Below are 23,846 nucleotides of genomic sequence, written 5' to 3'. Positions count from 1 at the left end.
TTCACTCGGCCCAATTGCCGATGTCGGCAGCAAAGCCCTCGCCGCCTGGCACGCCGTCGGCGCCCAGCGAGTACAGGTCATAGCCGCCATCGAGTGACCTGAGGCCGGGGTTGAGGAACTGGTATGGCGTGCCCCAGGGATCGATCGGCAAGCTTTTCAGGTAACCCTGGGGGTTCCAGTTCTTTGCCACCGGCGTACCGGACGGACGCTTGCTCAGCGCCTCCAGGCCTTGCTGGGTCGAAGGGTAATGAGCGTTGTCGAGACGGTACATTTCCAGAGCCGTGGCAATCGCCTGGATGTCGGTGCGAGCGGCGGTGACCTTGGCTTGATCGGGCCGGCTCATGAACTGCGGCACGACAATGGCGCCGAGGACACCGATGATGACCACCACCACCATGATTTCGATCAGGGTGAAGCCGCGCTGAGGACGGGCCGGTCGGTTGTTTTCAAGTTTCATGGGTCAATTCACCAATTGGTTGAGGCTCAAGATAGGAAGCAGAATGGCCATGACGATCAGCAGCACGACGCCGCCCATCAGCACCAACATGGCCGGTTCGAAAAGGCTCACCACCAGCGCGATGCGCGCCGCGAGGCTGGCCTCCTGTTGTTCGGCGGCCCGGGCCAACATGCTGTCGAGTTCGCCGGCGCGTTCGCCGCTGGCAATCATGTGCAGCATCAGCGGCGGGATATCCCCGCCGAGCTCCAGGGCACGGGTCAGGGTCCCGCCCTCGCGGACCGAACGGGCGACGTCGGCCATGCGCGCGCGAATGGCCAGGTTGCCGATTACCTGGGCGGCGATGTGCAGGGCCTCCACCAACGGCACTGCGCTTTTGCTCAGGATCGCCAGGGTGCTGGCGAAGCGAGCAGCTTCCATCGCCCGCAGCACCTCGCCCAACAACGGCAACCTGAGCAGCAGGCGATGCCAACGCAGGCGCCACACCGGTTGGCGCAGGCTCCAGCGCCATAGGCCAAGCAACCCAGCCAACGCGCCGAGCAGCAGCAGGCCATAGCGGCGCAAGCCATCGCTCACCGCGATCAGCGCCTGGGTCAGCCAAGGCAACGATTGGCCGCTGTCGACGAAAATCTTCACCACATCCGGTACCACGTAGCCCAGCAGGAACGCGACGATCGCGACGCAGGCCAGCAGCAGAATCAGCGGATACACCAACGCCAGTTGAATGCGCTGGCGCGACGCCTGGCGCGCCTGGGTGTAGTTCGCCAATTGCTCCAGCACCTGACCCAAGTGGCCGGATTGCTCGCCGGCCGCAACGGTGGCGCAGAACAGCTCGGGAAACGCCTGGGGAAAGGCCCTCAGCGCAGTCGCCAACGCGTGGCCTTCCATTACACGACTGCGCACCGCCGACAACAGATGGGCAACGCGGCGTTTCTGGCTCTGTTGCGCCACCGCACCGAGTGCTTCCTCGAGGGGCAGGCCGGCCTGGATCAGGGTGGAAAGCTGCAGTGTCAGCAACGCCAGATCAGCCGGACTCAGACGCCCCCCAGCAGGCCGGATGCCGATGGTTCGCGACTCCCCGGCTTCACGCAGCTCGCTGGGCAGCAAGCCGCGCTCGCGCAACAACTGACGGGCATGCCGGGGGCTGTCGCCTTCCACCCGGCCCTTGCAGCGTCGGCCCTGGGCATCTTCGGCCCGGTAGTCGAAGGTCGGCATGACGCTAATCCTCCTGGGTGATGCGCAGCAGTTCATCGACGCTGGTCAGGCCTTCGAGCACCCGCTGGCGCCCGTCCTGGAACAGACTGCGCGAGGTCTTGCGTGCCTCAGAAGCCAACGCCTGCTCGGTGGCCCCCTGATGAATCAGCTGCGACAACCCAGCGCCGACATTCACCAGTTCATAGATACCCAAGCGCCCGCGATAACCTTTCTGGCATTGATCGCAGCCTTGGGCCTTGAACAGCCGTGGCGCGGCTCCGGCTTCAAGGCCCAGGCGCAGACAAGTGGCGGCGTCGGCCACATAGGGCGTCTTGCAGGACGGGCACAAGGTCCGCAACAAGCGCTGGGCGACGATGCCGGCCAGGGACGAGGCCAGCAGATACGCATCCACGCCCATGTCCACCAGCCGCGTGACCGCGCCGACGGCGGTATTGGTGTGCAGGGTCGAGAGCACCAGGTGCCCGGTCAGGGACGCCTGGACGGCGATTTCGGCGGTCTCGCGGTCGCGGATTTCACCGACCATCACCACGTCCGGATCCTGGCGCAAAATGGCCCGCAGGCCGCGGGCAAAGGTCATGTCGACTTTCGGATTGACCGGCATCTGGCCGATCCCCGGCAGGTGATATTCGATCGGGTCTTCGACGGTGAGGATGTTGCGACTCTGGTCGTTGATGCTGCTGAGCGCCGCGTACAGGCTGGTGGTTTTCCCCGAGCCGGTGGGCCCGGTCACCAACACGATGCCGTGGGGTTTGCCGAGCAATTGGCGCAGCCCGGCCAGAGTATCGTCGGGCAGGCCCAGGCGTTGCAGGTCCAGGCGTCCGGCCTGCTTGTCGAGCAGACGCAACACCACGCGCTCACCATGGGCCGACGGCAAGGTCGAGACCCGCACATCGACTTCGTGCCCGGCCAGCCGCAAGGCCATTCGCCCGTCCTGGGGCACGCGCTTTTCGGCGATGTCCAAACGGGCCATGACCTTGATCCGCGACACCAGCAGGTTCGCCAGCTCACGGCGCGGGCGCAGCATTTCCTGCAACTGACCGTCGATGCGCATGCGCACCGACAAATAGTGCTCGAACGTTTCCAGATGCACGTCGGATGCGTGTTCGCGAACCGCTTCGCTGAGCAGGGCATTGATCAGCCGAATGATCGGCGCATCGCCCTGCTGCTCCAGCAGGTCGGTGGTCTGCGGTACTTGATCGGCCAGGCTGAGCAGGTCCAGTTCCTCGTCCAGGCCTTGAGCAACCTGCTCGGCGGCGCGCTGGCCCTGGCGATAGACACTGGCCAGGCGCGTGGCGAACTGTGCCGCGTCCAGGACCTGGATCGGCAAGTCCCGACCACACAAGCGCCGCACTTCTGCCACGGCGGTTAGTGGTGTATCACCGCGCATCACCAGGCTCGAGGCCGGCCCCTCACCTTCGAGCAGCACCCCAAAACGCTTGGCAAAACCAAAGGGCAGCAAAGCCCGCGAATCACTCACGAGTCACCCGGAGACTGTTGGCGCGAGTCGCTCGCCGCTGCCTCGGTAGATGACTCGAACAACTGGCGGGCATCGCGGGGCAGCAACAGCGAATTGTTTTTCCGCGAGCCCGGCTTGCTCAGTTCCCGTAGCGCGTCGTAGCGCTGGCGGCTGACCTCGGCCAAGTCTTCATTGCCGCGTACGATGGTGGGACGCAGGAACACCATCAGGTTGCTTTTGGTCTGGGTGTCGCGATTCCAGCGAAACAGCGCCCCCAGGTACGGGATACTGCGCAGCAGCGGCACCCCGCTTTCCTGGGTGCGGACACTGTCGCGAATCAGGCCGCCGATCACGATGATCTCGCCGTCGTCCGCCAGGATCGTGCTTTTCAAGGCCCGCTTGTTGGTAATCAGGTCCGAGGAGTCCACGCCGGAGACAGACGGCGCAATGTCCGAGACTTCCTGCTGGACTTCAAGGCGCAAGGTAGAGCCCTCGTTGATGTAGGGCTTGACCTTGAGGCTGATGCCAACATCCTTGCGCTCCACGGTGGTGAACGGGTTGTCCGCACCGCTGCTGTTGGTGGCGTAGGAGCCGGTCTTGAACGGGACGTTCTGGCCAACGATGATTTCCGCTTCCTGGTTATCCAGGGTCAGCAGGCTGGGGGTGGACAGCAGGTTGCTGCGGGTATTGCTCGCCAGCGCCGACACCAGCGCACTGAAGCGGTCACCGCCCAGGCGCAGAAGCCCGCCTTCGGTCGACTTATCCAGCTTGTTGACGTCCATGCCGCCGATGATCGGGATGTCGGTTCCCGGAAAATTGATGAACCCGGTCGCGTCGCCGCGGTTGAGGCCCCACTGCACCCCCAGTGCTTCGGCAATGTCCCCGGAAATCTCGACGATGGCCGCGTGGATAAGCACTTGGGCGCGGGGTTGGTCCAACTCGCGAACGATGTTTTCGATGGTCCGTACCTGGGCCGGTTCGGCGATCAGCACCAGGGCATTCTGGCTTTCGTCGGCCTTGATCATGAATGAGCTGGCGGGGGCACTTTCCCGCAGGCCAGTCGGTGCTGGTGTATTCCTCTTATCCTGCCCGACGACTTCCAGCACCTCGGCCAATTGCTTGGCATCGCTGTGGCGCAGGCGAATGACCCGCGCGTTGTCCTGGGAAGCGGTGGCGGGGACATCGAGGGTCCGGGCCAGGTCGACCAGGCGCTGACGCACCGCTGGCGCGCCAATGATCACCAGGCGATTGCTGCGGGCGTCGGCGATCACCAGGCCCGCCGTATCGCCCTCGCGCTTGCCCCCGGAGGCCTCCATGACCGGCGCGATATCCACAGCCTGGGCATGGCGCAAGCGCACCACCACATGATTGCGGTTGCGCCCCGAGTCCAGCTGCCGCACCACTGCAGTGATGCGCTGCACATTGGCGGCCGTATCGGTGACCACCAACGCATTGGACGATACCGATGGCCCGAGGTAACCATTGGCCGACACCAGCGGCCGGACCAGCCCGGCGATATCGGCGGCAATGCTCGATTGCAGCTCGATGACGCGGGTGACGAACTGCGACGGCGTGGCGCTTTTCGGGTCGCTGACACCAGCGCGGGTCTTGGCCTCGCTGACCGGCGTGATCAGGATTCGCTCGCCTTCATCGATCACGGTGAAGTTGTGCGCATCGAGTACCGAATAGAACAATCGACGCACACCTTCGCGGTCCAGCGCCTGGCGGGACATGACGCTAATGCGCCCCGACACCTTGGGATCAAGCACCACCGTCTTGCCCAGAATCGCCGAGATTTCCTCGACCACGTCGCGCAGTTCGGCATTGTTCATCGCCAGTTGCCATTTGGCCTCCTCGGCCCGCAGCGAACCAGGTAGTGTCAGCGGGCAAGACACGGCGAGACAGAACAGGACGCGCGATACGCGGCCCCGGATGAAGCTGTTCATGATTCGATCACTCTGATTGCCCGGCCACCGGGCGAAGGTATTGCGCGGCCTGAAGCGGTGCAGGCCCCTGGCCTTCGCGGTCCAATCGGCGCAGCAAGGGTTTTGTTTCCTGTTGCAGGGCCAGTCGCTCTTCACGTCCGTTGCGCCACAACATCACATGGCTGGCCTCGACCCGGCGCAACACACTGCCGCCAGGCAAACGCTCCCCCACCTGATAGATACGCGGGCCTGTGGCGTCGGCCAGCAATGCCCGCGACAAACCCTGGCCGGCGACAAAACTGGCCTGCAAGGTCAGCGGTTCGGCGCTGGGTGAGTGGGCACCTTCAGGCGTCAGGCCGAGTACCGTCGCCACGGCTTGCACGTTGGGGAGTGCACGAACCGGAACAGCCTGCGACTCATCCACCACTGGCACATCACGCGCCAATGCCTGGCGAAAACGCCACTCCTGTCCGGCCAGCAATAAGCCGTACAGCAGCGGCACGAGCACCAGCAACGCCTTCGGCAGACGGCTGCCAACCCAAACGGAAACACTCACCTTTGCGCTCGCTCAATAGTCGCGCCTGCACGCTTGGCGAACGACATTCGCCGCACCACCCGGCGTCCGGATAACTCATGCCAGAGCACGGCGCACAAATGCAGCGCGATGAGTGTCGAAAGCACCACGCAAGACTGGGTATGGACGGTGTTGGCCAGTTGGATCAGCGATGGATCGTCCAGCGGCTGGGGGATTCGAACGAGCCCGAAAACACTGATGGCGCTTTTCATCATCAGCACGCCCGTCACCAGCACGACGCCGATGCTCAGGTAGATCAGCGTGTGTATCGCCAAGGCCAGCCTCTTGGTCAGTGACAACACCGTTCCACAGGTTTTCGACGCGCAGATAAACAGCCAGGACCGCCACACAAACAGCGGAATGAACACGGTCGTCAGCGACACATTGAGTGACCCGACCCAGTGTTCGGTGGCGGCCGATACCGGGTTGTAAGCGACATAAAACCCGGACACCAACGCCCATAAAATAATGCCGGCCGACAGCCAGTGCAGCAGGACCCGCCGCCGGGAATAATTGGAATGGGAATGCATCAGCGCGCTCTCGTGTGAAGGCTTCAGGCAGACCGTGGGGACCGCCTGAAGCCATGCCTGTCAGGACTTACAGCTTGTCCCAGGCGCTTTGCCAGGACGCACCGACACCCGGTTCGAAACCGTTCGCCGACTGGCTGTACTGCTTGCAGAAGCCGGACACGGCGCCCGACTTGCATTCGAAGACTTCGTTGGTCTTGGACTGCAGCACTTTCGTGCCGGCGGTGTAGTCGCCGAGGCCGTCAGGGAACACGAAATCGTATTCGATGCCGACGCCCTCACCGGTCAGGGTGACCGTCTGGGTCTCCTGGCGCGTGGTGCGGCCGTCTTCGGTGGTGCCCACCAGCGTCAGGGTGTGCGTGCCAGGGGCGGCGCCGCGCAAGTCCAGGCTCAGGCCTGTATTGCCTTCACCTACGGTCTGCACGATACCCACCTGCTTGTTCTTCTCATCGAACAACGTGGCTTCAAGGTTCATCCTGCGGTTTGTCTGCACGATGAGCGCCATGCTGACCCGACCTTTGTCGAGTACGTACTCTGGCTGCAGGGGGGACAGTTCCATGCTGGCGTTGGCGTCTTCCTGCATGTCCAGTTGCACTTGATAGCCGGTCACACCGCTTTCTTTCTGGGCATACAGCCTGTTGGTACCTTTGACCGGCGCGATATTGCCGTCTTCGTCACGAATACCGGCACGAATCAGGGCATGGGCGTTGTTGATGGCTTCGGCCAGTTTGAACGACCAATTCTCAGGCTTGCCTTCTTCAGCGTTGTCGATACTGATTTCTACGCCGTACTCGGCATTTTCGCCGGTGGCGGAGAAGGCCCGGGCCTTGACCTTGTCACCCGCCAGCAACGGGGTCGATGGCGCAATGCTGCCCACCGGCAACCAGCCGCCCGGCAATGCGGCTTCAGCGAGAATGTTCACATCCACCGGGTTGTAGAATGCGTTATCCGTGTCGCCCACTGTCCAGACGGCCAGGATGACGTGATGACCCGATTTACTGTCAGGAATGACGCAGTTGTGCGGGGCACCGCCTACCGGAACTTGATGACCGCCATCCACCGTACAGAACGGCGTGCTGTCGAACGAGGAACGCTTGAGCGCTTGGTTCGGGTTCCAACCGTCGCGGGTAATGAAGTATTCGTGTTTGCTCGTCCGGTGCGGCGCGATATATTGCCATTGAAAGGTAATGTTGCGGTCCCTGATTTCGGTCAGGTGCCAGCGCGAAGCCGATTGCGCATCAAGGGCAGAAAAGTTGGCGTTGCCGCCGCTGGCGATTTTGCCGTCGATAGGGCCTTGCAGCGGCCCGCCACCTGCACCATTCGGGAAGCCCTTGAAGGTCTCGCCAGTACTATGCGGCTCGTATTGCGCGCCACCGCAGTTTAGGTTGACACCTTTCTGGCACAACAGTGCGCGAGAAGGTGGCACGTCGACGAAACCATGTGCATGCACACCTTGGGACGCCACCATGGCCGACAACAGAACTAACGACGAAGCACACCCCGTTAATACATTGCCCCTATTGAAGTTGTTTTTCATATAAGTTCCAGACTACTCATCGAGATTGAAAGACGAATTACCGTCATCTTGAAAGGCCCGCCGGATCGTTCAGCGCCAGACCTCACAAGCGCCGAACCTTATAGAAAGTTGAACAGTTCCTATGTAGGAAAAATCTCTCAAAACAGAAGGAATGATCTCTGAAGCTTTTTCTCTTACATAGTTTGAGAAACTTCTTACGAACGGAAATAACTATCAAACAAACCAAACAGACACATCAGACAAAACAACTGACGCTTTACATTTAACAAATAAAAAAACAGGCAAAAAAAAGCCTGTCCGGCACGGGTCCGGACAGGCGGGGTGACGCTGGACAGCGATTACTGGTGGTATTGCGCCGACAACTCATGCACCGCCCGCAGGAAAGCACCGGCGTGTTCCGGATCGACTTCCGGGGTGATGCCGTGGCCGAGGTTGAACACGTGGCCGCTGCCACTGCCGTAGCTGGCGAGGATGCGTCCAACTTCGGCGCGGATGGCTTCCGGCTTGGCGTAAAGCACGGTCGGGTCCATGTTGCCTTGCAAGGCGACTTTATGACCTACGCGCTCGCGAGCGTTGCCAATGTCGCAGGTCCAGTCCAGGCCCAGGGCGTCGGCGCCGGCATCGGCGATACTTTCCAGCCATAGGCCGCCGTTCTTGGTGAACAGGATCACCGGCACTTTACGACCTTCATGCTCGCGGATCAGGCCGCTGACGATCTTGCGCATGTAGGCCAGGGAAAACTCCTGGTACGCCGCCGCCGACAGGTTGCCGCCCCAGGTATCGAAGATCTGCACCGCTTGCGCACCGGCCAGGATCTGGCCGTTGAGGTAAGAGGTGACCGACTGCGCCAACTTGTCCAGCAACAAGTGCATGGCTTGCGGGTTGTCGTAGAGCATCGCCTTGGTCTTGCGGAAGTCCTTCGACGAGCCACCTTCGACCATGTAGGTGGCCAGGGTCCATGGGCTACCGGAGAAGCCGATCAGCGGCACACGACCGTTGAGCTCGCGGCGGATGGTGCTGACCGCGTCCATGACGTAGCCCAGGTCCTTCTGCGGATCGGGAATCGGCAGCGCTTCGATGTCGGCCAGGGTACTGACGACTTTCTTGAAGCGCGGGCCTTCGCCGGTCTCGAAGTACAGGCCCTGACCCATGGCGTCGGGGATGGTGAGGATGTCGGAGAACAGGATCGCCGCGTCCAGCTGCGGATAGCGATCCAGCGGTTGCATGGTCACTTCGCAAGCGAACTGGGGGTTCATGCACAGGCTCATGAAGTCACCGGCCTTGGCGCGACTGGCGCGGTACTCCGGCAGGTAGCGACCGGCCTGGCGCATCATCCACACCGGGGTGACGTCTACGGGTTGCTTGAGCAGGGCGCGAAGGAAACGGTCGTTCTTCAGGGCAGTCATGTCGGCATCCGGAAAAAAAGTGCGGGCATTTTCTCAGAGCGCGAGGCAAAAGGCACGGCAAGAGCCGTGCCTTTTATCTATCGGGGCAATTTGTCGCGGTATCAGGCAACACCAAAAACCACTGTGGGAGCGAGCTTGCTCGCGATGAGGGCATCACAGTCAACATTTTCGTCGACTGATTCGCCGCTATCGCGAGCAAGCTCGCTCCCACATTTGATCGCATTCCAATTCAGGAAATGATCAGACCCCCAGGTAATCCAGGATCCCTTCCGCCGCATTACGGCCTTCGAAGATCGCTGTCACCACCAGGTCGGAACCGCGGACCATGTCGCCACCGGCGAAGATCTTCGGGTTGCTGGTCTGGTGCTTGTACTGGCCTTGTTCCGGGGCCACGACGCGGCCCTGACTGTCGGTCTGGATGCTGAACTGCTCGAACCACGGTGCCGGGCTCGGGCGGAAGCCGAAGGCGATGACCACGGCGTCGGCCGGGATGATCTCTTCGGAACCGGGGATCGGCTCGGGGCTGCGGCGGCCACGGGCGTCCGGCTCGCCGAGACGGGTCTCGACCACCTTCACGCCTTCGACCTTGTCTTCACCGACAATGGCGATCGGCTGGCGGTTGTAGAGGAATTTCACGCCTTCTTCCTTGGCGTTCTTCACCTCTTTGCGCGAGCCGGGCATGTTGGCTTCGTCACGACGGTAGGCGCAGGTCACCGACTTGGCGCCCTGGCGAATCGAAGTACGGTTGCAGTCCATCGCCGTGTCACCGCCGCCCAGTACCACGACCTTCTTGCCTTTCATATCGACGAAATCTTCCGGCGACTTTTCAAAGCCCAGGTTGCGGTTGACGTTGGCGATCAGGAAATCCAGTGCGTCGTAGACGCCCGGCAGGTCCTCACCGGCAAAGCCGCCCTTCATGTAGGTGTAGGTGCCCATGCCCATGAATACCGCATCGTATTCTTCGAGCAGTTGCTCCATGGTCACGTCCTTGCCCACCTCGGTGTTCAGGCGGAACTCGATGCCCATGCCGGTGAAGACTTCGCGGCGATTGCTCAGCACGGTCTTTTCCAGCTTGAACTCGGGGATACCGAAGGTCAGCAGGCCACCGATTTCCGGGTTCTTGTCGAACACCACCGGGGTCACGCCGCCGCGCACCAGCACGTCGGCACAGCCCAGGCCCGCCGGGCCGGCACCGATGATCGCCACACGCTTGCCGGTCGGCTTGACCTTGGACATGTCCGGGCGCCAGCCCATGGCGAACGCGGTGTCGGTGATGTACTTCTCCACCGAACCGATGGTCACCGCGCCAAAACCGTCGTTGAGGGTGCACGCACCTTCGCACAGGCGATCCTGCGGGCACACCCGACCGCAGACTTCCGGCAGGGTATTGGTCTGGTGGGACAGCTCGGCGGCCTGGAGGATGTTGCCCTCGGCCACCAGCTTCAACCAGTTTGGAATGAAGTTGTGCACCGGGCACTTCCATTCGCAGTACGGGTTACCGCAACCCAGGCAGCGGTGGGCCTGATCAGCCGACTGCTGGGGTTTGAAAGGCTCGTAGATTTCCACGAACTCTTTCTTGCGTTGACGCAACAGTTTCTTCTTCGGATCCTTGCGCCCGACATCGATGAACTGGAAGTCGTTATTCAGACGTTCAGCCATTGTTAAAACCTCATCAAACTCTTCAGGCGCATATCACTGCGGGTTGGCACGAGTGCTGGAAAGCAACGATTTCAGGTTGGCAGCCTTGGGCTTGACCAGCCAGAAACGACGCAGATAGTCATCGAGGTTTTCGGCGAGGTTACGTCCCCACTCGCTGTTGGTTTCCTCGACGTATTCATCCAGCACACGTTGCAGGTGGCTGCGGTAGGCTTCCATCGCCTCGCCGCTGATCCGCTGGATTTCCACCAGTTCGTGGTTGACCCGGTCAACGAAGGTGTTGTCCTGGTCGAGCACATAGGCGAAACCGCCAGTCATGCCAGAGCCGAAGTTGTAACCGGTCTTGCCCAACACGCAGACAAAACCACCGGTCATGTACTCGCAGCAGTGATCGCCGGTGCCTTCTACCACAGTGTGGGCGCCGGAGTTACGCACGGCAAAACGCTCGCCTGCGGTGCCGGCGGCGAACAGCTTGCCGCCCGTAGCACCGTAGAGGCAGGTGTTGCCGATGATGGCACTGTCCTGAGTCTTGTAGATGCTGCCCTTGGGTGGAACGATGACCAGTTTGCCGCCGGTCATGCCCTTGCCCACGTAGTCGTTCGCGTCGCCTTCCAGGTACATGTCCAGGCCACCGGCGTTCCAGACGCCGAAGCTCTGGCCGGCCGTGCCCTTGAAACGGAAGGTGATCGGCGCCTTGGCCATGCCCTGGTTGCCGTGCTTGCGCGCGATTTCGCCGGAGATCCGTGCGCCGATGGAGCGGTCGCAGTTGCAGATATCCAAGGCGAACTCGGCACCGCTCAGGTCGTTGATCGCCGCAGCGGCCATGTCGACCATCTTCTCGGCCAGCTCACCCTTGTCGAACGGCGGGTTGCGGTCTACCTGGCAGAACTGTGGCTTGTCTGCCGGAATGTGATCGCTGCCCAACAACGGGGTCAGGTCCAGGTGATGCTGCTTGGCGGTCTGGCCCTCGAGCACTTCCAGCAGGTCGGTACGGCCGATCAGTTCTTCGAGCGAGCGCACGCCCAACTTCGCCAGCCATTCGCGGGTCTCTTCGGCCACGTAGGTGAAGAAATTCACCACCATGTCGACGGTACCGATGTAGTGGTCCTTGCGCAGCTTTTCGTTCTGGGTTGCCACGCCGGTGGCGCAGTTGTTCAGGTGACAGATGCGCAGGTACTTGCAGCCCAGGGCGATCATCGGCGCGGTGCCAAAGCCGAAGCTCTCAGCGCCGAGAATGGCCGCCTTGATCACGTCCAGGCCGGTTTTCAGGCCACCGTCGGTCTGCACCCGGACCTTGCCGCGCAAATCGTTGCCGCGCAGGGTCTGGTGGGTTTCAGCCAGGCCCAGTTCCCACGGCGCACCGGCGTACTTGATCGAGGTCAGCGGCGATGCGCCGGTGCCACCGTCGTAGCCGGAAATGGTGATCAGGTCGGCATAGGCCTTGGCCACACCGGCAGCGATGGTGCCGACGCCCGCTTCCGCCACCAGTTTCACCGAGACTAGCGCCTTCGGGTTCACCTGCTTGAGGTCGAAGATCAGTTGCGACAAGTCTTCGATCGAGTAGATGTCGTGATGCGGCGGCGGCGAGATCAGGGTCACGCCAGGCACGGCATAACGCAGCTTGGCGATCAGGCCGTTGACCTTGCCACCGGGCAGTTGGCCGCCCTCACCAGGCTTGGCGCCCTGGGCCACCTTGATTTGCAGCACTTCAGCGTTGACCAGGTATTCCGGCGTCACACCGAAGCGGCCAGTGGCAACCTGCTTGATTTTCGAACTCTTGATGGTGCCATAGCGCGCCGGGTCTTCGCCGCCTTCACCGGAGTTGGAACGCGCACCAAGGCGGTTCATGGCTTCGGCCAGGGCTTCGTGGGCTTCCGGGGACAGGGCGCCGAGGGAGATACCGGCGGAATCGAAGCGTTTGAGCACCGATTCCAGCGGTTCCACTTCACTGATGTCCAGCGGCGTGTCGAGGGTCTTGACCTTGAGCAGGTCGCGGATCATCGACACCGGACGGTTGTCCACCAGCGAGGTGTATTCCTTGAACTTGCTGTAGTCGCCCTGCTGCACGGCCGCTTGCAAGGTGTTGACCACGTCCGGGTTGTAGGCGTGGTATTCGCCGCCATGGACGAACTTCAAAAGGCCGCCCTGCTGGATCGGCTTGCGCGGGCTCCAGGCTTCGGCCGCCAGGGCTTTCTGCTCGGCTTCGATGTCGACGAAGCGCGCACCCTTGATGCGGCTCGGCACGCCACGGAAGCTCAGCTCGCAGACCTCTTCCGACAGGCCGATGGCCTCGAACAGTTGCGCGCCACGGTACGAGGCGATGGTCGAGATGCCCATCTTCGACAGGATCTTGAGCAGGCCCTTGGTGATGCCCTTGCGGTAGTTCTTGAACACCTCATAGAGGTCGCCCAGCACTTCACCGGTGCGGATCAGATCGCCCAGCACTTCGTAGGCCAGGAACGGATACACCGCCGAGGCGCCGAAACCGATCAGCACCGCGAAGTGATGCGGATCGCGGGCAGTAGCGGTTTCCACCAGGATGTTGGAGTCGCAGCGCAGGCCTTTTTCGGTCAGGCGGTGGTGCACCGCACCGGTGGCCAGCGAGGCGTGGATCGGCAGTTTGCCCGGCGCAATGTGGCGGTCGCTCAGCACGATCTGGGTGCGCCCGGCGCGCGCGGCTTCTTCAGCCTGATCGGCGACGTTGCGGATCGCCGCTTCCAGGCCGACGCTTTCGTCGTAGTTCAGGTCGATGACCTGGCGCGCGAAGCCCGGACGGTCGAGGTTGGTCAGCGAGCGCCACTTGGCCGGGGAAATGACCGGCGAACTGAGGATCACGCGCGAGGCGTGCTCCGGCGATTCCTGGAAAATGTTGCGCTCGGCACCGAGGCAGATTTCCAGGGACATGACGATCGCTTCGCGCAGCGGGTCGATCGGCGGGTTGGTCACCTGGGCGAACTGCTGGCGGAAATAGTCGTACGGCGTGCGCACGCGCTGCGACAGCACGGCCATCGGCGTGTCGTCACCCATGGAGCCGACCGCTTCGTAACCCTGCTCGCCGAGCGGACGCAGCACCTGGTCACGCTCTTCGAACGTCACCTGGTACATCTTCATGTACTGCTTGAGCTGATCGACGTCATAGAAAGCCGAACCGTGGTCATTGTCTTCCATGGTTGCCTGGATGCGCAGGGCATTCTTGCGCAGCCATTGCTTGTACGGATGACGGGACTTGAGGCGGTTGTCGATCGCGTCGGTGTCGAGGATCTGGCCGGTTTCGGTGTCCACGGCAAAGATCTGGCCAGGGCCTACGCGGCCCTTGGCGATGACGTCCTCGGGCTGGTAGTTCCAGACACCGATTTCCGAAGCCAGGGTGATGAAACCGTTGGTGGTGGTGACCCAGCGCGCCGGGCGCAGACCGTTACGGTCCAGCAGGCACACGGCGTAGCGACCGTCGGTCATGACGATACCGGCCGGGCCATCCCACGGCTCCATGTGCATGGAGTTGTATTCGTAGAAGGCCCGCAGGTCCGGGTCCATGGTCTCGACGTTCTGCCAGGCCGGCGGCACCAGCATGCGCACGCCACGGAACAGGTCGATGCCACCGGTCACCATCAGTTCCAGCATGTTGTCCATGCTCGAGGAGTCCGAGCCCACGCGGTTGACCAGCGGGCCGAGTTCTTCGAGGTCCGGCATCAGGTCATTGGCGAACTTGGTGCGACGGGCCACGGCCCAGTTGCGGTTGCCAGTAATGGTGTTGATCTCGCCGTTGTGGGCAAGGAAGCGGAATGGCTGGGCCAGCGGCCATTTCGGCAGGGTATTGGTGGAGAAGCGCTGGTGGAACACGCAAATCGCGGTTTTCAGGCGCTCGTCGCTCAGGTCCGGATAGAAGGCGGTGAGGTCCGCCGGCATCATCAGGCCTTTATAGATGATGGTCTTGTGGGAAAAGCTGCAGATGTAGTGGTCGGTGTCAGCGGCGTTGGCCACCGACGAGCGACGACGGGAGCTGAACAGCTTGATCGACATGTCCTGGTCGCTCAGGCCATCGCCAGCGATGAACACCTGCTCGATCTGCGGCAGGCGCTCGAGGGCAAGGCGGCCGAGGACGCTGGTGTCGATCGGCACTTTGCGCCAACCCACCAGTTGCAGGCCGGCGGCCAGGATCTCGCGGTTCATGTTCTCGCGAGCCGCTTGCGCCTTCACCGGGTCCTGGTTGAAGAACACCATGCCCACGGCGTACTGCTTGGGCAGGGTCACGCCAAACGTTTCCTGGGCAATGGCACGCAGGAACTCGTCAGGCTTTTGAATCAGCAAGCCGCAACCGTCACCGGTCTTGCCGTCGGCGTTGATCCCACCGCGGTGGGTCATGCAGGTCAGGGCCTCAATGGCCGTTTGCAAAAGGGTGTGGCTCGCCTCGCCCTGCATATGGGCTATCAGGCCGAAACCACAGTTATCCTTGAATTCATCTGGTTGGTACAGACCTGCTTTCATAGACACTTTCTCACCAGGCTGCCCCTTATCGAGGCAAATTTCTTTTCAATTCAACCAGTTGCATGCCGCGCCGAACGTACGCCAGCTTTGCGGGGGCAAAAGGGAGGTCATTGTACACACCGACACAGAGGCTCACAAATTTGACGACGAACTGTCGCAAATCCATGTCGCATTTGTGAAAGGTTTAAAGCTATATGCTGTGCTAGTCAAAACTTTTTTGGGTTCGACCGCTACGACTCAAACGCTACTGTGACGCAGACACCACAAGGCGCGCGGCCTGAAAGGTCGCTCGCCCCTGCGGAAATTTTGAGGTTGCCGGGAGAGGCGGCCTGGGTAAGGCCGCCGAATCTTCAGCGAGTTGCAGCCAGTTCCTGTTGGACGCTGGCGACAGTGCGAGGCCAAGGTTTACCAGCCTGAACCTTCGCTGGCAAGGCCTTGATGGCGGAAACGGCTGCATCACGACTGGCAAAGCTGCCATAGGTGATGACGTACAGCGGCTTGCCGTTGAGCACTTTCTTGAAATACCGGTACTCGCCGCCCTGTTCCTTGACGAAGTTCTGCGCCGTGGCTTCGGAGCTGGTGCCGAGGATCTGCACCACGTAGTTGCTCGGAGCCTGGCCGGCGTACCAGCTACCGCCCGTGGCCTTGGCCGGGGTAGCGGCAGGCTTGGTCGCTGGAGCTGGCGCTGGCGTCGGTTTCGCGGCCGGCGCAGGAGCAGGCTTGGCGCTAGCCAACTGGGTCGGGGCTGGAGTCGGCTTGGCGGTCGGGGCAGGCGATGGCGCCGGGCCAGCCGGCACGCCCGCGGGCGGTGCAGTGGTGGTCACGGTCGGCGGCACATCGCTGCTGTCGTCGATCGGCGGCGCTGCGCCGTCGTCGCCTTCGGTGATGCCACCCGCGGCTTCGGCCAGGGGACCGCGCATGACCGGTTGCGACTGGCCGACCAACGGCAGCGGCATCGGCTGGGTGTTACCGGCAAATTCCACTGCCGGCGCACCACCGTTGGGTTGTGGCGTGCCCTGACCGAGGGGCAGTTGTGCCTGTTCGTTGGCAGGTGCGCCCGTGGTCGGTGCCTTGTTGCGACCCGGCATCAGCCAGGCGGCGGCGACCGCGACCACGACCACGGCGGAAATCGCCAATACGTGTTTCTTCGGCATGTTGAACCCCATACTTGGACGCTTCACCGCAGAGCGGCTGGCAATCATGACTTCGATCAGAGCATCTCGGGCAACCTGGTTGATGGTGCCAGGCCAGCCATCGGAGCTCTCGTGAATCTCAGAGATCTGATCGGCGGTGAAAAGTTCGATACCCCGACCCGCGCCCTCAAGACGCTGGGCCAGGTATTCACGGGTTTCCTCTTCGGTGTAGGGCGCCAGCTCGATGACGTGGAAGCGCTCTTCCTCAAGGTTCAGTTGATCCAGATCGGCGATCAGCGACGACTCTCCGAACAGGAACACATGGGGACGACCTTCCGGTGCCCCGGCGGCCAGGGCCAGCAGGGCTTCCAGGGCCGACTCGTCGAGCTGCTCGGCGTCGTCCACCAGCAGATAGACTTCCTGCCCGGTCAGCGCCAGTTGCACGATCTGATCGAGAATCGCGCCGATCTCGGTCTGGGCGACGTTCAGCGCCTGGGCCACCTGGCGCAATATACCGGCGGCGTCACCGGCACCACGGGCCGAGACCACCACGCTTTGCACCGACTGCTTGTTGGTGCTGGCCACCAGGGCCTGGCGCAGCAAGGTCTTGCCGCTGCCCTGGGGGCCGGTAACCACCAGGAGCAGTTGGCTGTAGCGGGCCAGGTGATGCAACTGGCCCAGCACCGGCTTGCGCTGGGCGGGAAAGAATTTGAAGCCCGGGACCCGTGGAGCGAAAGGGTCATGACTCAACTGGAAATGGCCGAGGAAAGCCTCGTCGGCATGCAAACTAGTCATCGGAATCTTATTAACCTTTAAGCTGAGCCAGGGCGCGGTAGTCCGCTCCCAGCGTGGCCTGTAGAACCTCTTTCGGATAATCGTCGGTCACCACCGCTTCGCCCATGTGGCGCAGCAGCACCAGGCGCAGACGACCGTCGATCACTTTTTTGTCGATTGCCATGTGTTCAAGGAAATCCGCCTCAGTCATTTCCTCGGGCGGAACCACCGGCAGGCCGGCGCGCTGGAATAGACGGATACCGCGATCGCGTTCCTGCTCGCTGATCCAGCCCAGACGCGCAGACATCTCCAGGGCCATGACCGTGCCGGCCGCAACTGCCTCGCCATGCAGCCAGACACCATAGCCCATGTGGGTTTCGATGGCATGGCCGAAGGTGTGGCCCAGGTTGAGCGTGGCGCGAATCCCCGACTCACGCTCATCGGCACCCACCACGGCGGCCTTGGCGGCGCAGGAGCGCTCGATGGCGTAGGTCAGGGCCGTTTGATCCAGCGCACGCAAGCGATCGACGTTATCTTCGAGCCAGCCGAGGAACGGCTCGTCGCAGATCAGCCCGTACTTGATGACTTCCGCCAGCCCGGCAGAGAGTTCGCGGGCCGGCAAGGTATTGAGGGTGGCGGTATCGATCAGCACCACGTTGGGCTGATAGAAAGCACCGACCATGTTCTTGCCCAGCGGATGGTTGATCCCGGTCTTGCCGCCTACCGACGAGTCGACCTGGGACAGCAGCGTGGTGGGAATCTGGATGAAATCGACGCCGCGCTGATAGCAGGCGGCGGCAAAACCGGCCATGTCGCCAATCACCCCGCCACCCAGCGCGACCACCGTGGTACGACGGTCATGCCGCGCAGTCAGCAGGCCATCGAAAATCAGCTGCAAGGTTTCCCAGGTCTTGAACGCCTCACCGTCGGGCAACACCACGGAAATGACCGAGAAGGCCGACAGGCTGCGGGCCAGGCGCTCCAGATACAGAGGCGCGACGGTCTCATTGGAGATGATCGCCACTTGCCGCCCGGCAATATGCGGCGCCAGCAGTTCGGGCTGGTCCAGCAAACCTTCGCCAATGTGAATCGGGTAGCTGCGCTCGCCCAGGTCGACCTTAAGTGTCTGCATGTGTCCCCACAGTGAAGATGGAATCAGGCGTCCTGCCTGCAATTAACGAAAGCCCCGGATGCTTGCCCTGGCGCCTTGAGATGGCTATCCGCCACGCTCCAGGCGGGCCCCGACGGGACGTCGAGGATAGCGCATTTCGCGAGGCGCATTAACGGGGAGGCAGCTGCTGCAGGCGCTCGAGAATGTCCAGCACCACCATCCGCGGCGGCCGCTCGTCGGTCTCCACCACCAGATCGGCGATTTCCCGGTACAGCGGATCACGCAGTTCCAGCAGGTCCCGCAGGGTCTTGGCCGGGTCGGCGGTGCGCAACAACGGTCGATTGCGGTCCCGGGCGGTGCGTCCGACCTGCTGTTCGACGGAGGCGTGCAGGTAGACCACTCGTCCGCCGGCATGCAGCGCCCGACGATTGGCTTCGCGCATGACCGCACCGCCGCCCGTGGCCAGCACCACGCCATCGAACGCGCACAGCTCGGCGATCATCGCCTGCTCACGGTCACGAAAGCCCGGTTCGCCTTCCTTGTCGAAAATCCATGGGATATTGGCGCCCGTGCGCAATTCAATTTCCTTGTCGGAATCTTTGAATGGCAGGCGCAGCTCTTTGGCCAGCAAACGGCCGATGGTGCTTTTTCCAGCGCCCATCGGCCCAACAAGAATCAAATTTCGCACAGAATCAACGACTCACAGCAATCGCCTGGTTGTTCATGATACGCGGAGTGAGGAACACCAGCAGCTCGGATTTTGTCTCCGAAACCACATCACGCCGGAAAAGGCGGCCAAGATACGGCACATCGCCAAGAAATGGCACCTTATCTACAACCTTGCTCTGAGTATTTGAGAAAACCCCGCCAATCACAATGGTCTCGCCATCATTGACCAGGACCTTGGCGTTGACCTCGTTTTTCTTGATCGGTGGCACATCATTCACCTTGTTCAGGTAGTCCGGCTCATCCTTGGTGACCTTGACCTCCATGATGATGCGGTTGTCCGGGGTGATCTGCGGGGTCACCTCCAGCGACAGCGAGGCCTCCTTGAACGACACCGAGGTAGCACCGCTGGAGCTGGCTTCCTGATAAGGAATCTCCGTGCCCTTGAGGATTTTGGCCGTCTCCTTGTCGGACGTCACCACCTTGGGCTGGGAGACGATTTCGCCGTTGCCGGTTTTCTCCATGGCCGTCAGCTCCAGATCCAGCAGCACGTTGTCGGTAATGAACGCAATGCCGATTCCAGAGGTGTTACCCGACGCGCCCAGATCGACAAATGGCTGGTTGGTGCTGGTGCTGCCCGGCGTGCCAATGGTGGTGGAGTCGCCGGTGGTGACCCCGGAGGAACTCCAGTTGCCCTTGTTCTGGATCGAACCGCCCCAACGCACACCCAGGCTTTTGTCGTAATCGACGTTGGCCTCGACGATCCGCGCCTCGATCATCACCTGGCGCACCGGAATATCCAGCTGCGCCACGATCCGGCGTAGCTCGTCGAGGCGGTCCTGGGTCTGGTAGGCAATGATGTTGTTGGTACGCTCATCCACCGTGATCGTGCCGCGCTCATCGGCTTTCGCTTCGGCACTGGTCACCGACTGGAACAGCTTGGCGATGTCCGCGGCCTTCGCGTAATTGACCTGCAGCAACTCACGCCGCAGCGGCGCCAGGTCGGCAATCTGCTTCTGGGACTCCAACTCCTGGCGCTCGCGCGCCGCGATTTCATCGGCCGGGGCCACCAGCAGCACGTTGCCGACCTTGCGCTTGTCCAGCCCTTTGGTCTTGAGCACCAAGTCCAGCGCCTGATCCCAAGGCACGTTCTGTAGCCGCAGGGTAATGCCGCCCTGCACCGTGTCACTTGCCACCAGGTTCAAATTGGTGAAATCGGCGATCAGTTGCAGGACCGAACGCACTTCGATGTCCTGGAAGTTCAGCGAGAGTTTCTCACCGCTGTAGGCGGCGCGATCGGAATTGCGTTTTTGCAGGTCCTCTACCGTCATCGGCCGGACGCTGACGGTCAGCTTGTTGTCGGTCTGGTAGGTGGAATAATCGAAGGTGCCGCTGGGTTCGATGCTGATGGTCGCCCGGTCGCCGCCGGCAATGGCATTGACGAACTGCACCGGGGTGGCGAAGTCCTTGACGTCCAGGCGCACCCGCAGCGGCTCGGGCAACTGGGTCCTGGCGAAATTGAGGATGATCTTGCCTTCACGCTCCTGGATGTCCGGAGCGATGGAAGGGTCCGACAGATCGATCACCACATTGCCTTCACCCTGGGTTCCGCGCTGGAAATCCACGCCACGGATAGCCTTGCCCACCGGCGCGCTGGCCCTGGCAGGCGCGGCACTGGCAACCGCCGGACGCGCAGCCTGGGTCGTGGCCTTGGGCGCGATGCCTTTGCCAACCACCACGAACAGGTTGTTGCCTTCGATCCGGGTGTCATACGGCGCCAGTTGGGTAAGGCCGATGATCAGCCGCGTACGGTCGCCCGCCTCGACCACGGTGGCACTGCGTGCGTTGCCACCGCCCAGGTCACGGCGCTTACTGGCCAGTTGATTGCTCACGCCGGGCAGGTCCAGCGCGATCCGGGCCGGCTGATCGGTGGTGTAGCCCCGAGGCGTCGGCGGCGGCCCATCGAAGGCGAGTTTCAACTCGATGCGGTCACCCGGCAACGCCGCCACATCCAGCGTCTTCAGGTTGGCCGCATGAACCATCGGCGACAACAGCGCTATCCATAGCGAAATACCGAGGGCAGAAAAAATCCTGTTCATTGTTCGAGTTCCACTATGAATGCTCTTTCAAAGGAATGGTCCGTGGTCGCTCCAGCCAGGCACCTTCGCCATCTGGAACGATTTCGACCACATCGACCTGGGTGGCGCTGATGGCGACAATTCGCCCGTCGTTGCGTCCCAGATAGTCACCGACCTTGAGCCGATGCACCCCGCCTGCGCCGCGCAACAGCGCGAAGGAGCCGCTGACATTGGAGATCGTACCGACCATTTCAAATTGCTCGATGTTGAAGCCTTCCAGGTATTGCTTGACTCGGTTGGGGTCGGGCCGGACGTTGCGTGAGCCCTGCTGCCGATTGGCCTGGTCCACCCGGACCTGCCGGGTGAACGGGCTGCGCAGGTTGGCGGCGCTGTAGGTGAAGGTTTCGTAGGGCCTGAACGTCGGCGTCGGCTCGATCTTGCCGGGTGGGCGCAGGCGCACTTCGTTCATGTAGGCGTCCAGGTCGTCGAAACCGCTGTCATTGTTGCAACCAGCCAACGCGACCAGTCCTGCCAGTAGGCAAATGCGGCAGGCCGGCTTCATGGCTGAGCCTCCTGCTCGTTATACCGGTAGGTCTTGGCCTGGATGCTCATGCGCAGCTTCGCGCCTGCCTCGGGCTCCATCGGCGCGATCTCGAAATCGTGCAGCGTGACGATCCGGGGCAACCCGGCCACACCGCTGACGAACGTCGCCAGGTCGTGGTAGCCGCCGGTCACGGTGATCTGGATCGGCAGCTCGATGTAGAACGGCTGGGCGACTTCGGGCAGCAGTTTGATTTCCTCGAACTCCAGGCCGCTGCCCAGGCCGGTGCGGGTAATGTCTTCGAGCAGCCCCGGGACCTCGGTGTCACTGGGCAATTGTCGCAACAGCACACCAAAGGATGTTTCCATCTGCTTCATCTGCTCGATGTAGCGCTCCAGGTTCGCAGCCATGTGGGCCTTGCCCGCGAACTGCGCCTTGAGGGTATCTTCTTCCTGGCGCACTTGCTGCAACTGGTTCTGCAGGTCACTCAAGGCAAAGTTATAGCCCAGGCCCAGCACCAGGACCACCAGCAAGGCACCGGCCAGCCATTTGATTGGGGCCGGCCAGGCGCCGATGTTGTTGGTATCCAGGTCACTGATGTCGATCTTGCGCAGCGCGTCGAACCACTCCCCCGGTTTCATTGAGCGTCCTCCCCATCGGCCGGACGAGTCTGGCGGACCGTCAGCTGGAACACATTGGCCTGGTCGAGCTGCCCAGCCGTGGTGGCCTTAACCTCCGTCAGGCTGGGCGCATCGAACAGGTCCGATGCGTCCAGGTTGCGCATGAGGTCCGAAACACGGTTGTTCGATTCCGCAGCGCCTTTGATCGAGAGCGTCTTGTCTTCCATTTTCACTTCGGTGAAATACACTCCGTCCGGCAGGGTCCGCGCCAGTTGGTCGAAGATGCGTCCGCTGACCGGTCGGTTACCCTGCAGATCCTGGATGATGCGCATGCGCTCCAGCAGTTGCTGGCGCCGGGCTTTGAGTTCGCTGATTTGCTTGATGCGTTCGTCGAGCACGGCGATCTGCTCGGAGAGATGACTGTTACGCGCCACTTGCTGGTCGATGGCACTGTTGAGGTACTGGACTGCGATCAGGGTCAAGCCCACTGCCCCCACCAGCGCCCCCACCAATGCCAGCAAAAAGCGTTTGCGACGTTCTTCGCGCAACGCTTCGCGCCAGGGGAGAAGGTTGATCCGCGCCATCAGTCGAAACTCCTGAGGGCCAGCCCGCAGGCAATCATCAGCGCCGGCGCATCACTGGCCAAGGCGCCCGCATTCACCTTGCTGCTCAGGGCCATGTTGGTAAACGGGTTGGCCACCTGGGTCGGTGTGCCCAGGCGTTGTTCGATCAACCGATCCAGGCCTGCGACCGACGCCGAGCCCCCGGCCAACAAAATATGGTCAACCGCGCTGTACTGGCCCGAAGCGAAGAAAAACTGCAAGGACCGCGAAACCTGTTGCACCAAGGCCTCGCGAAAAGGTTGCAGCACCTCACTGAGGTAATCGTCCGGCAGGCCACCCTGCTTCTTTGCCAGGCCCGCCTGTTCGGCCGTCAGGCCATAGCGACGCTGGATTTCCTCGGTGAGCTGGCGTCCACCGAACAATTGCTCGCGGGTATAGATGATCCGCCCGTTGTGCAGCACGCTGAGGGTGGTCATGGTGGCGCCGATGTCGATGACCGCCACCGTCAGCCGTTCCTGGGACGCGGCCAGCTGCGTGGCGAGCAGGCCAAAGGCGCGCTCCAGCGCATAGGCTTCCACATCGACCACCCGGGCCGTCAGCCCGGCCAGCGCCAGCGCAGCCTCGCGGACCTCGACGTTTTCCTTGCGACAGGCCGCCAGCAGCACCTCGACTCGCTCGGTGCTACGCGGTGACGGGCCGAGGACTTCGAAATCGATGGCCACCTCATCCAGCGGATAAGGTATGTACTGGTCGGCCTCGATCTTGAGCTGGTTTTCCATGTCATCGTCGGACAACCCGGCGTCCATCTCGATGGTCTTGGTGATTACCGCTGAACCGGCCACCGCGACGGCCACGTTGCGCGAGGGTGTCTTGGCCTTGGCCAGCACCCGAGACAATGCCTGCCCCACCCCTTCGAGCTCGGCGATATTCTTTTCAACCACGGCGTTGGCCGGCAATGGTTCGACCGCGTAAGACTCGACGCGGTACCGGTCGCCCTGGCGGCTCAACTCAAGCAGCTTCACCGACGTGGAGCTGATGTCTATCCCCAGAAGCGTATGGGCTTTTTTATTGAAGAGTCGTAGCACTACCAATTCCCTATGACTATCCGTGAGTTACGGACTCTCT

18 protein-coding genes are annotated in these 23,846 nt (G+C 62.1%); all 18 read right to left on the bottom strand.

Features of this window, described 5'->3' with window-relative positions:
* Position 1: 1 nt before the first annotated feature.
* Entirely contained in the window at positions 2 to 457 is a 456-nt protein-coding gene (gene gspG, locus J9870_RS02090) for a type II secretion system major pseudopilin GspG (RefSeq protein WP_210642486.1), read from the bottom strand.
* 3 nt (positions 458 to 460) lie between these two features.
* Positions 461 to 1,669, bottom strand: a complete 1,209-nt coding sequence (gene gspF, locus J9870_RS02085; protein WP_210642485.1) for a type II secretion system inner membrane protein GspF — start codon at positions 1,667 to 1,669, stop codon at positions 461 to 463.
* A 4-nt stretch (positions 1,670 to 1,673) separates the two neighbouring features.
* Positions 1,674 to 3,146 (bottom strand): type II secretion system ATPase GspE, encoded by a 1,473-nt coding sequence (gene gspE / locus J9870_RS02080; RefSeq protein ID WP_210642484.1) that lies wholly within the window; start codon positions 3,144 to 3,146, stop codon positions 1,674 to 1,676.
* Positions 3,143 to 5,071, bottom strand: coding sequence for a type II secretion system secretin GspD (gspD, locus tag J9870_RS02075; RefSeq protein WP_210642483.1), 1,929 nt, complete (start codon positions 5,069 to 5,071; stop codon positions 3,143 to 3,145). Before gspD ends, gspE begins: the two co-directional genes overlap by 4 nt.
* Positions 5,072 to 5,078: 7 nt before the next feature.
* Complete coding sequence (locus J9870_RS02070; RefSeq protein WP_210642482.1) at positions 5,079 to 5,606, bottom strand: type II secretion system protein N; 528 nt, start codon at positions 5,604 to 5,606, stop codon at positions 5,079 to 5,081.
* Positions 5,603 to 6,154 (bottom strand): cytochrome b/b6 domain-containing protein, encoded by a 552-nt coding sequence (locus J9870_RS02065; protein ID WP_210642481.1) that lies wholly within the window; start codon positions 6,152 to 6,154, stop codon positions 5,603 to 5,605. Before J9870_RS02065 ends, J9870_RS02070 begins: the two co-directional genes overlap by 4 nt.
* 67 nt (positions 6,155 to 6,221) lie before the next feature.
* Positions 6,222 to 7,688, bottom strand: coding sequence for an N-acetylglucosamine-binding protein GbpA (gene gbpA, locus J9870_RS02060; protein WP_210642480.1), 1,467 nt, complete (start codon positions 7,686 to 7,688; stop codon positions 6,222 to 6,224).
* Positions 7,689 to 8,026: 338 nt separating this feature from the next.
* Entirely contained in the window at positions 8,027 to 9,094 is a 1,068-nt protein-coding gene (hemE, locus tag J9870_RS02055; protein WP_063323298.1) for a uroporphyrinogen decarboxylase, read from the bottom strand.
* 240 nt (positions 9,095 to 9,334) lie between these two features.
* Positions 9,335 to 10,753: an FAD-dependent oxidoreductase gene (locus J9870_RS02050; RefSeq protein ID WP_039592434.1), complete on the bottom strand. Its 1,419-nt coding sequence runs from the start codon at positions 10,751 to 10,753 to the stop codon at positions 9,335 to 9,337.
* A 33-nt stretch (positions 10,754 to 10,786) separates the two neighbouring features.
* Positions 10,787 to 15,235 (bottom strand): glutamate synthase large subunit, encoded by a 4,449-nt coding sequence (gene gltB / locus J9870_RS02045; RefSeq protein ID WP_210642479.1) that lies wholly within the window; start codon positions 15,233 to 15,235, stop codon positions 10,787 to 10,789.
* A gap of 350 nt (positions 15,236 to 15,585) precedes the next feature.
* Positions 15,586 to 17,163, bottom strand: a complete 1,578-nt coding sequence (locus J9870_RS02040; protein ID WP_210642478.1) for an AAA family ATPase — start codon at positions 17,161 to 17,163, stop codon at positions 15,586 to 15,588.
* Positions 17,164 to 17,173: 10 nt separating this feature from the next.
* Positions 17,174 to 18,274 carry a 3-dehydroquinate synthase gene (gene aroB, locus J9870_RS02035; protein WP_210642477.1) on the bottom strand — a complete coding sequence of 367 codons (1,101 nt, stop codon included), beginning with the start codon at positions 18,272 to 18,274 and terminating at the stop codon, positions 17,174 to 17,176.
* A 148-nt stretch (positions 18,275 to 18,422) separates the two neighbouring features.
* Complete coding sequence (gene aroK / locus J9870_RS02030) at positions 18,423 to 18,941, bottom strand: shikimate kinase AroK (RefSeq protein ID WP_024779904.1); 519 nt, start codon at positions 18,939 to 18,941, stop codon at positions 18,423 to 18,425.
* 4 nt (positions 18,942 to 18,945) lie between these two features.
* On the bottom strand, positions 18,946 to 21,018 hold the full coding sequence (gene pilQ / locus J9870_RS02025; protein WP_210642476.1) for a type IV pilus secretin PilQ: 2,073 nt from the start codon (positions 21,016 to 21,018) through the stop codon (positions 18,946 to 18,948).
* Between the two features lie 13 nt (positions 21,019 to 21,031).
* Positions 21,032 to 21,559, bottom strand: a complete 528-nt coding sequence (locus J9870_RS02020; protein ID WP_210642475.1) for a pilus assembly protein PilP — start codon at positions 21,557 to 21,559, stop codon at positions 21,032 to 21,034.
* Positions 21,556 to 22,179 carry a type 4a pilus biogenesis protein PilO gene (gene pilO / locus J9870_RS02015; protein ID WP_210642474.1) on the bottom strand — a complete coding sequence of 208 codons (624 nt, stop codon included), beginning with the start codon at positions 22,177 to 22,179 and terminating at the stop codon, positions 21,556 to 21,558. The genes J9870_RS02020 and pilO overlap by 4 nt, the downstream gene beginning before the upstream one ends.
* On the bottom strand, positions 22,176 to 22,742 hold the full coding sequence (locus tag J9870_RS02010) for a PilN domain-containing protein (RefSeq protein ID WP_210642473.1): 567 nt from the start codon (positions 22,740 to 22,742) through the stop codon (positions 22,176 to 22,178). Before J9870_RS02010 ends, pilO begins: the two co-directional genes overlap by 4 nt.
* Positions 22,742 to 23,806, bottom strand: coding sequence for a pilus assembly protein PilM (locus tag J9870_RS02005; RefSeq protein WP_210642472.1), 1,065 nt, complete (start codon positions 23,804 to 23,806; stop codon positions 22,742 to 22,744). Before J9870_RS02005 ends, J9870_RS02010 begins: the two co-directional genes overlap by 1 nt.
* Between the last annotated feature and the right edge of the window lie 40 nt (positions 23,807 to 23,846).

It is taken from the genome of Pseudomonas sp. Tri1, from assembly GCF_017968885.1.
Taxonomy (GTDB): domain Bacteria; phylum Pseudomonadota; class Gammaproteobacteria; order Pseudomonadales; family Pseudomonadaceae; genus Aquipseudomonas.
The sequence above is the reverse complement of the archived record's forward strand: the minus strand, read 5'-3'. Positions and strand labels throughout refer to the sequence as shown.

Excerpts from the sequence above, each read along its gene's own strand:
- gspG (WP_210642486.1), bottom strand. The coding sequence starts at position 457 with ATGAAACTTGAAAACAACCGACCGGCCCGTCCTCAGCGCGGCTTCACC.
- gspF (WP_210642485.1), bottom strand. The coding sequence starts at position 1,669 with ATGCCGACCTTCGACTACCGGGCCGAAGATGCCCAGGGCCGACGCTGC.
- gspD (WP_210642483.1), bottom strand. The coding sequence starts at position 5,071 with ATGAACAGCTTCATCCGGGGCCGCGTATCGCGCGTCCTGTTCTGTCTC.
- J9870_RS02065 (WP_210642481.1), bottom strand. The coding sequence starts at position 6,154 with ATGCATTCCCATTCCAATTATTCCCGGCGGCGGGTCCTGCTGCACTGG.
- gbpA (WP_210642480.1), bottom strand. The coding sequence starts at position 7,688 with ATGAAAAACAACTTCAATAGGGGCAATGTATTAACGGGGTGTGCTTCG.
- hemE (WP_063323298.1), bottom strand. The coding sequence starts at position 9,094 with ATGACTGCCCTGAAGAACGACCGTTTCCTTCGCGCCCTGCTCAAGCAA.
- J9870_RS02050 (WP_039592434.1), bottom strand. The coding sequence starts at position 10,753 with ATGGCTGAACGTCTGAATAACGACTTCCAGTTCATCGATGTCGGGCGC.
- gltB (WP_210642479.1), bottom strand. The coding sequence starts at position 15,235 with ATGAAAGCAGGTCTGTACCAACCAGATGAATTCAAGGATAACTGTGGT.
- J9870_RS02040 (WP_210642478.1), bottom strand. The coding sequence starts at position 17,163 with ATGACTAGTTTGCATGCCGACGAGGCTTTCCTCGGCCATTTCCAGTTG.
- aroB (WP_210642477.1), bottom strand. The coding sequence starts at position 18,274 with ATGCAGACACTTAAGGTCGACCTGGGCGAGCGCAGCTACCCGATTCAC.
- pilQ (WP_210642476.1), bottom strand. The coding sequence starts at position 21,018 with ATGAACAGGATTTTTTCTGCCCTCGGTATTTCGCTATGGATAGCGCTG.
- J9870_RS02020 (WP_210642475.1), bottom strand. The coding sequence starts at position 21,559 with ATGAAGCCGGCCTGCCGCATTTGCCTACTGGCAGGACTGGTCGCGTTG.
- pilO (WP_210642474.1), bottom strand. The coding sequence starts at position 22,179 with ATGAAACCGGGGGAGTGGTTCGACGCGCTGCGCAAGATCGACATCAGT.
- J9870_RS02010 (WP_210642473.1), bottom strand. The coding sequence starts at position 22,742 with ATGGCGCGGATCAACCTTCTCCCCTGGCGCGAAGCGTTGCGCGAAGAA.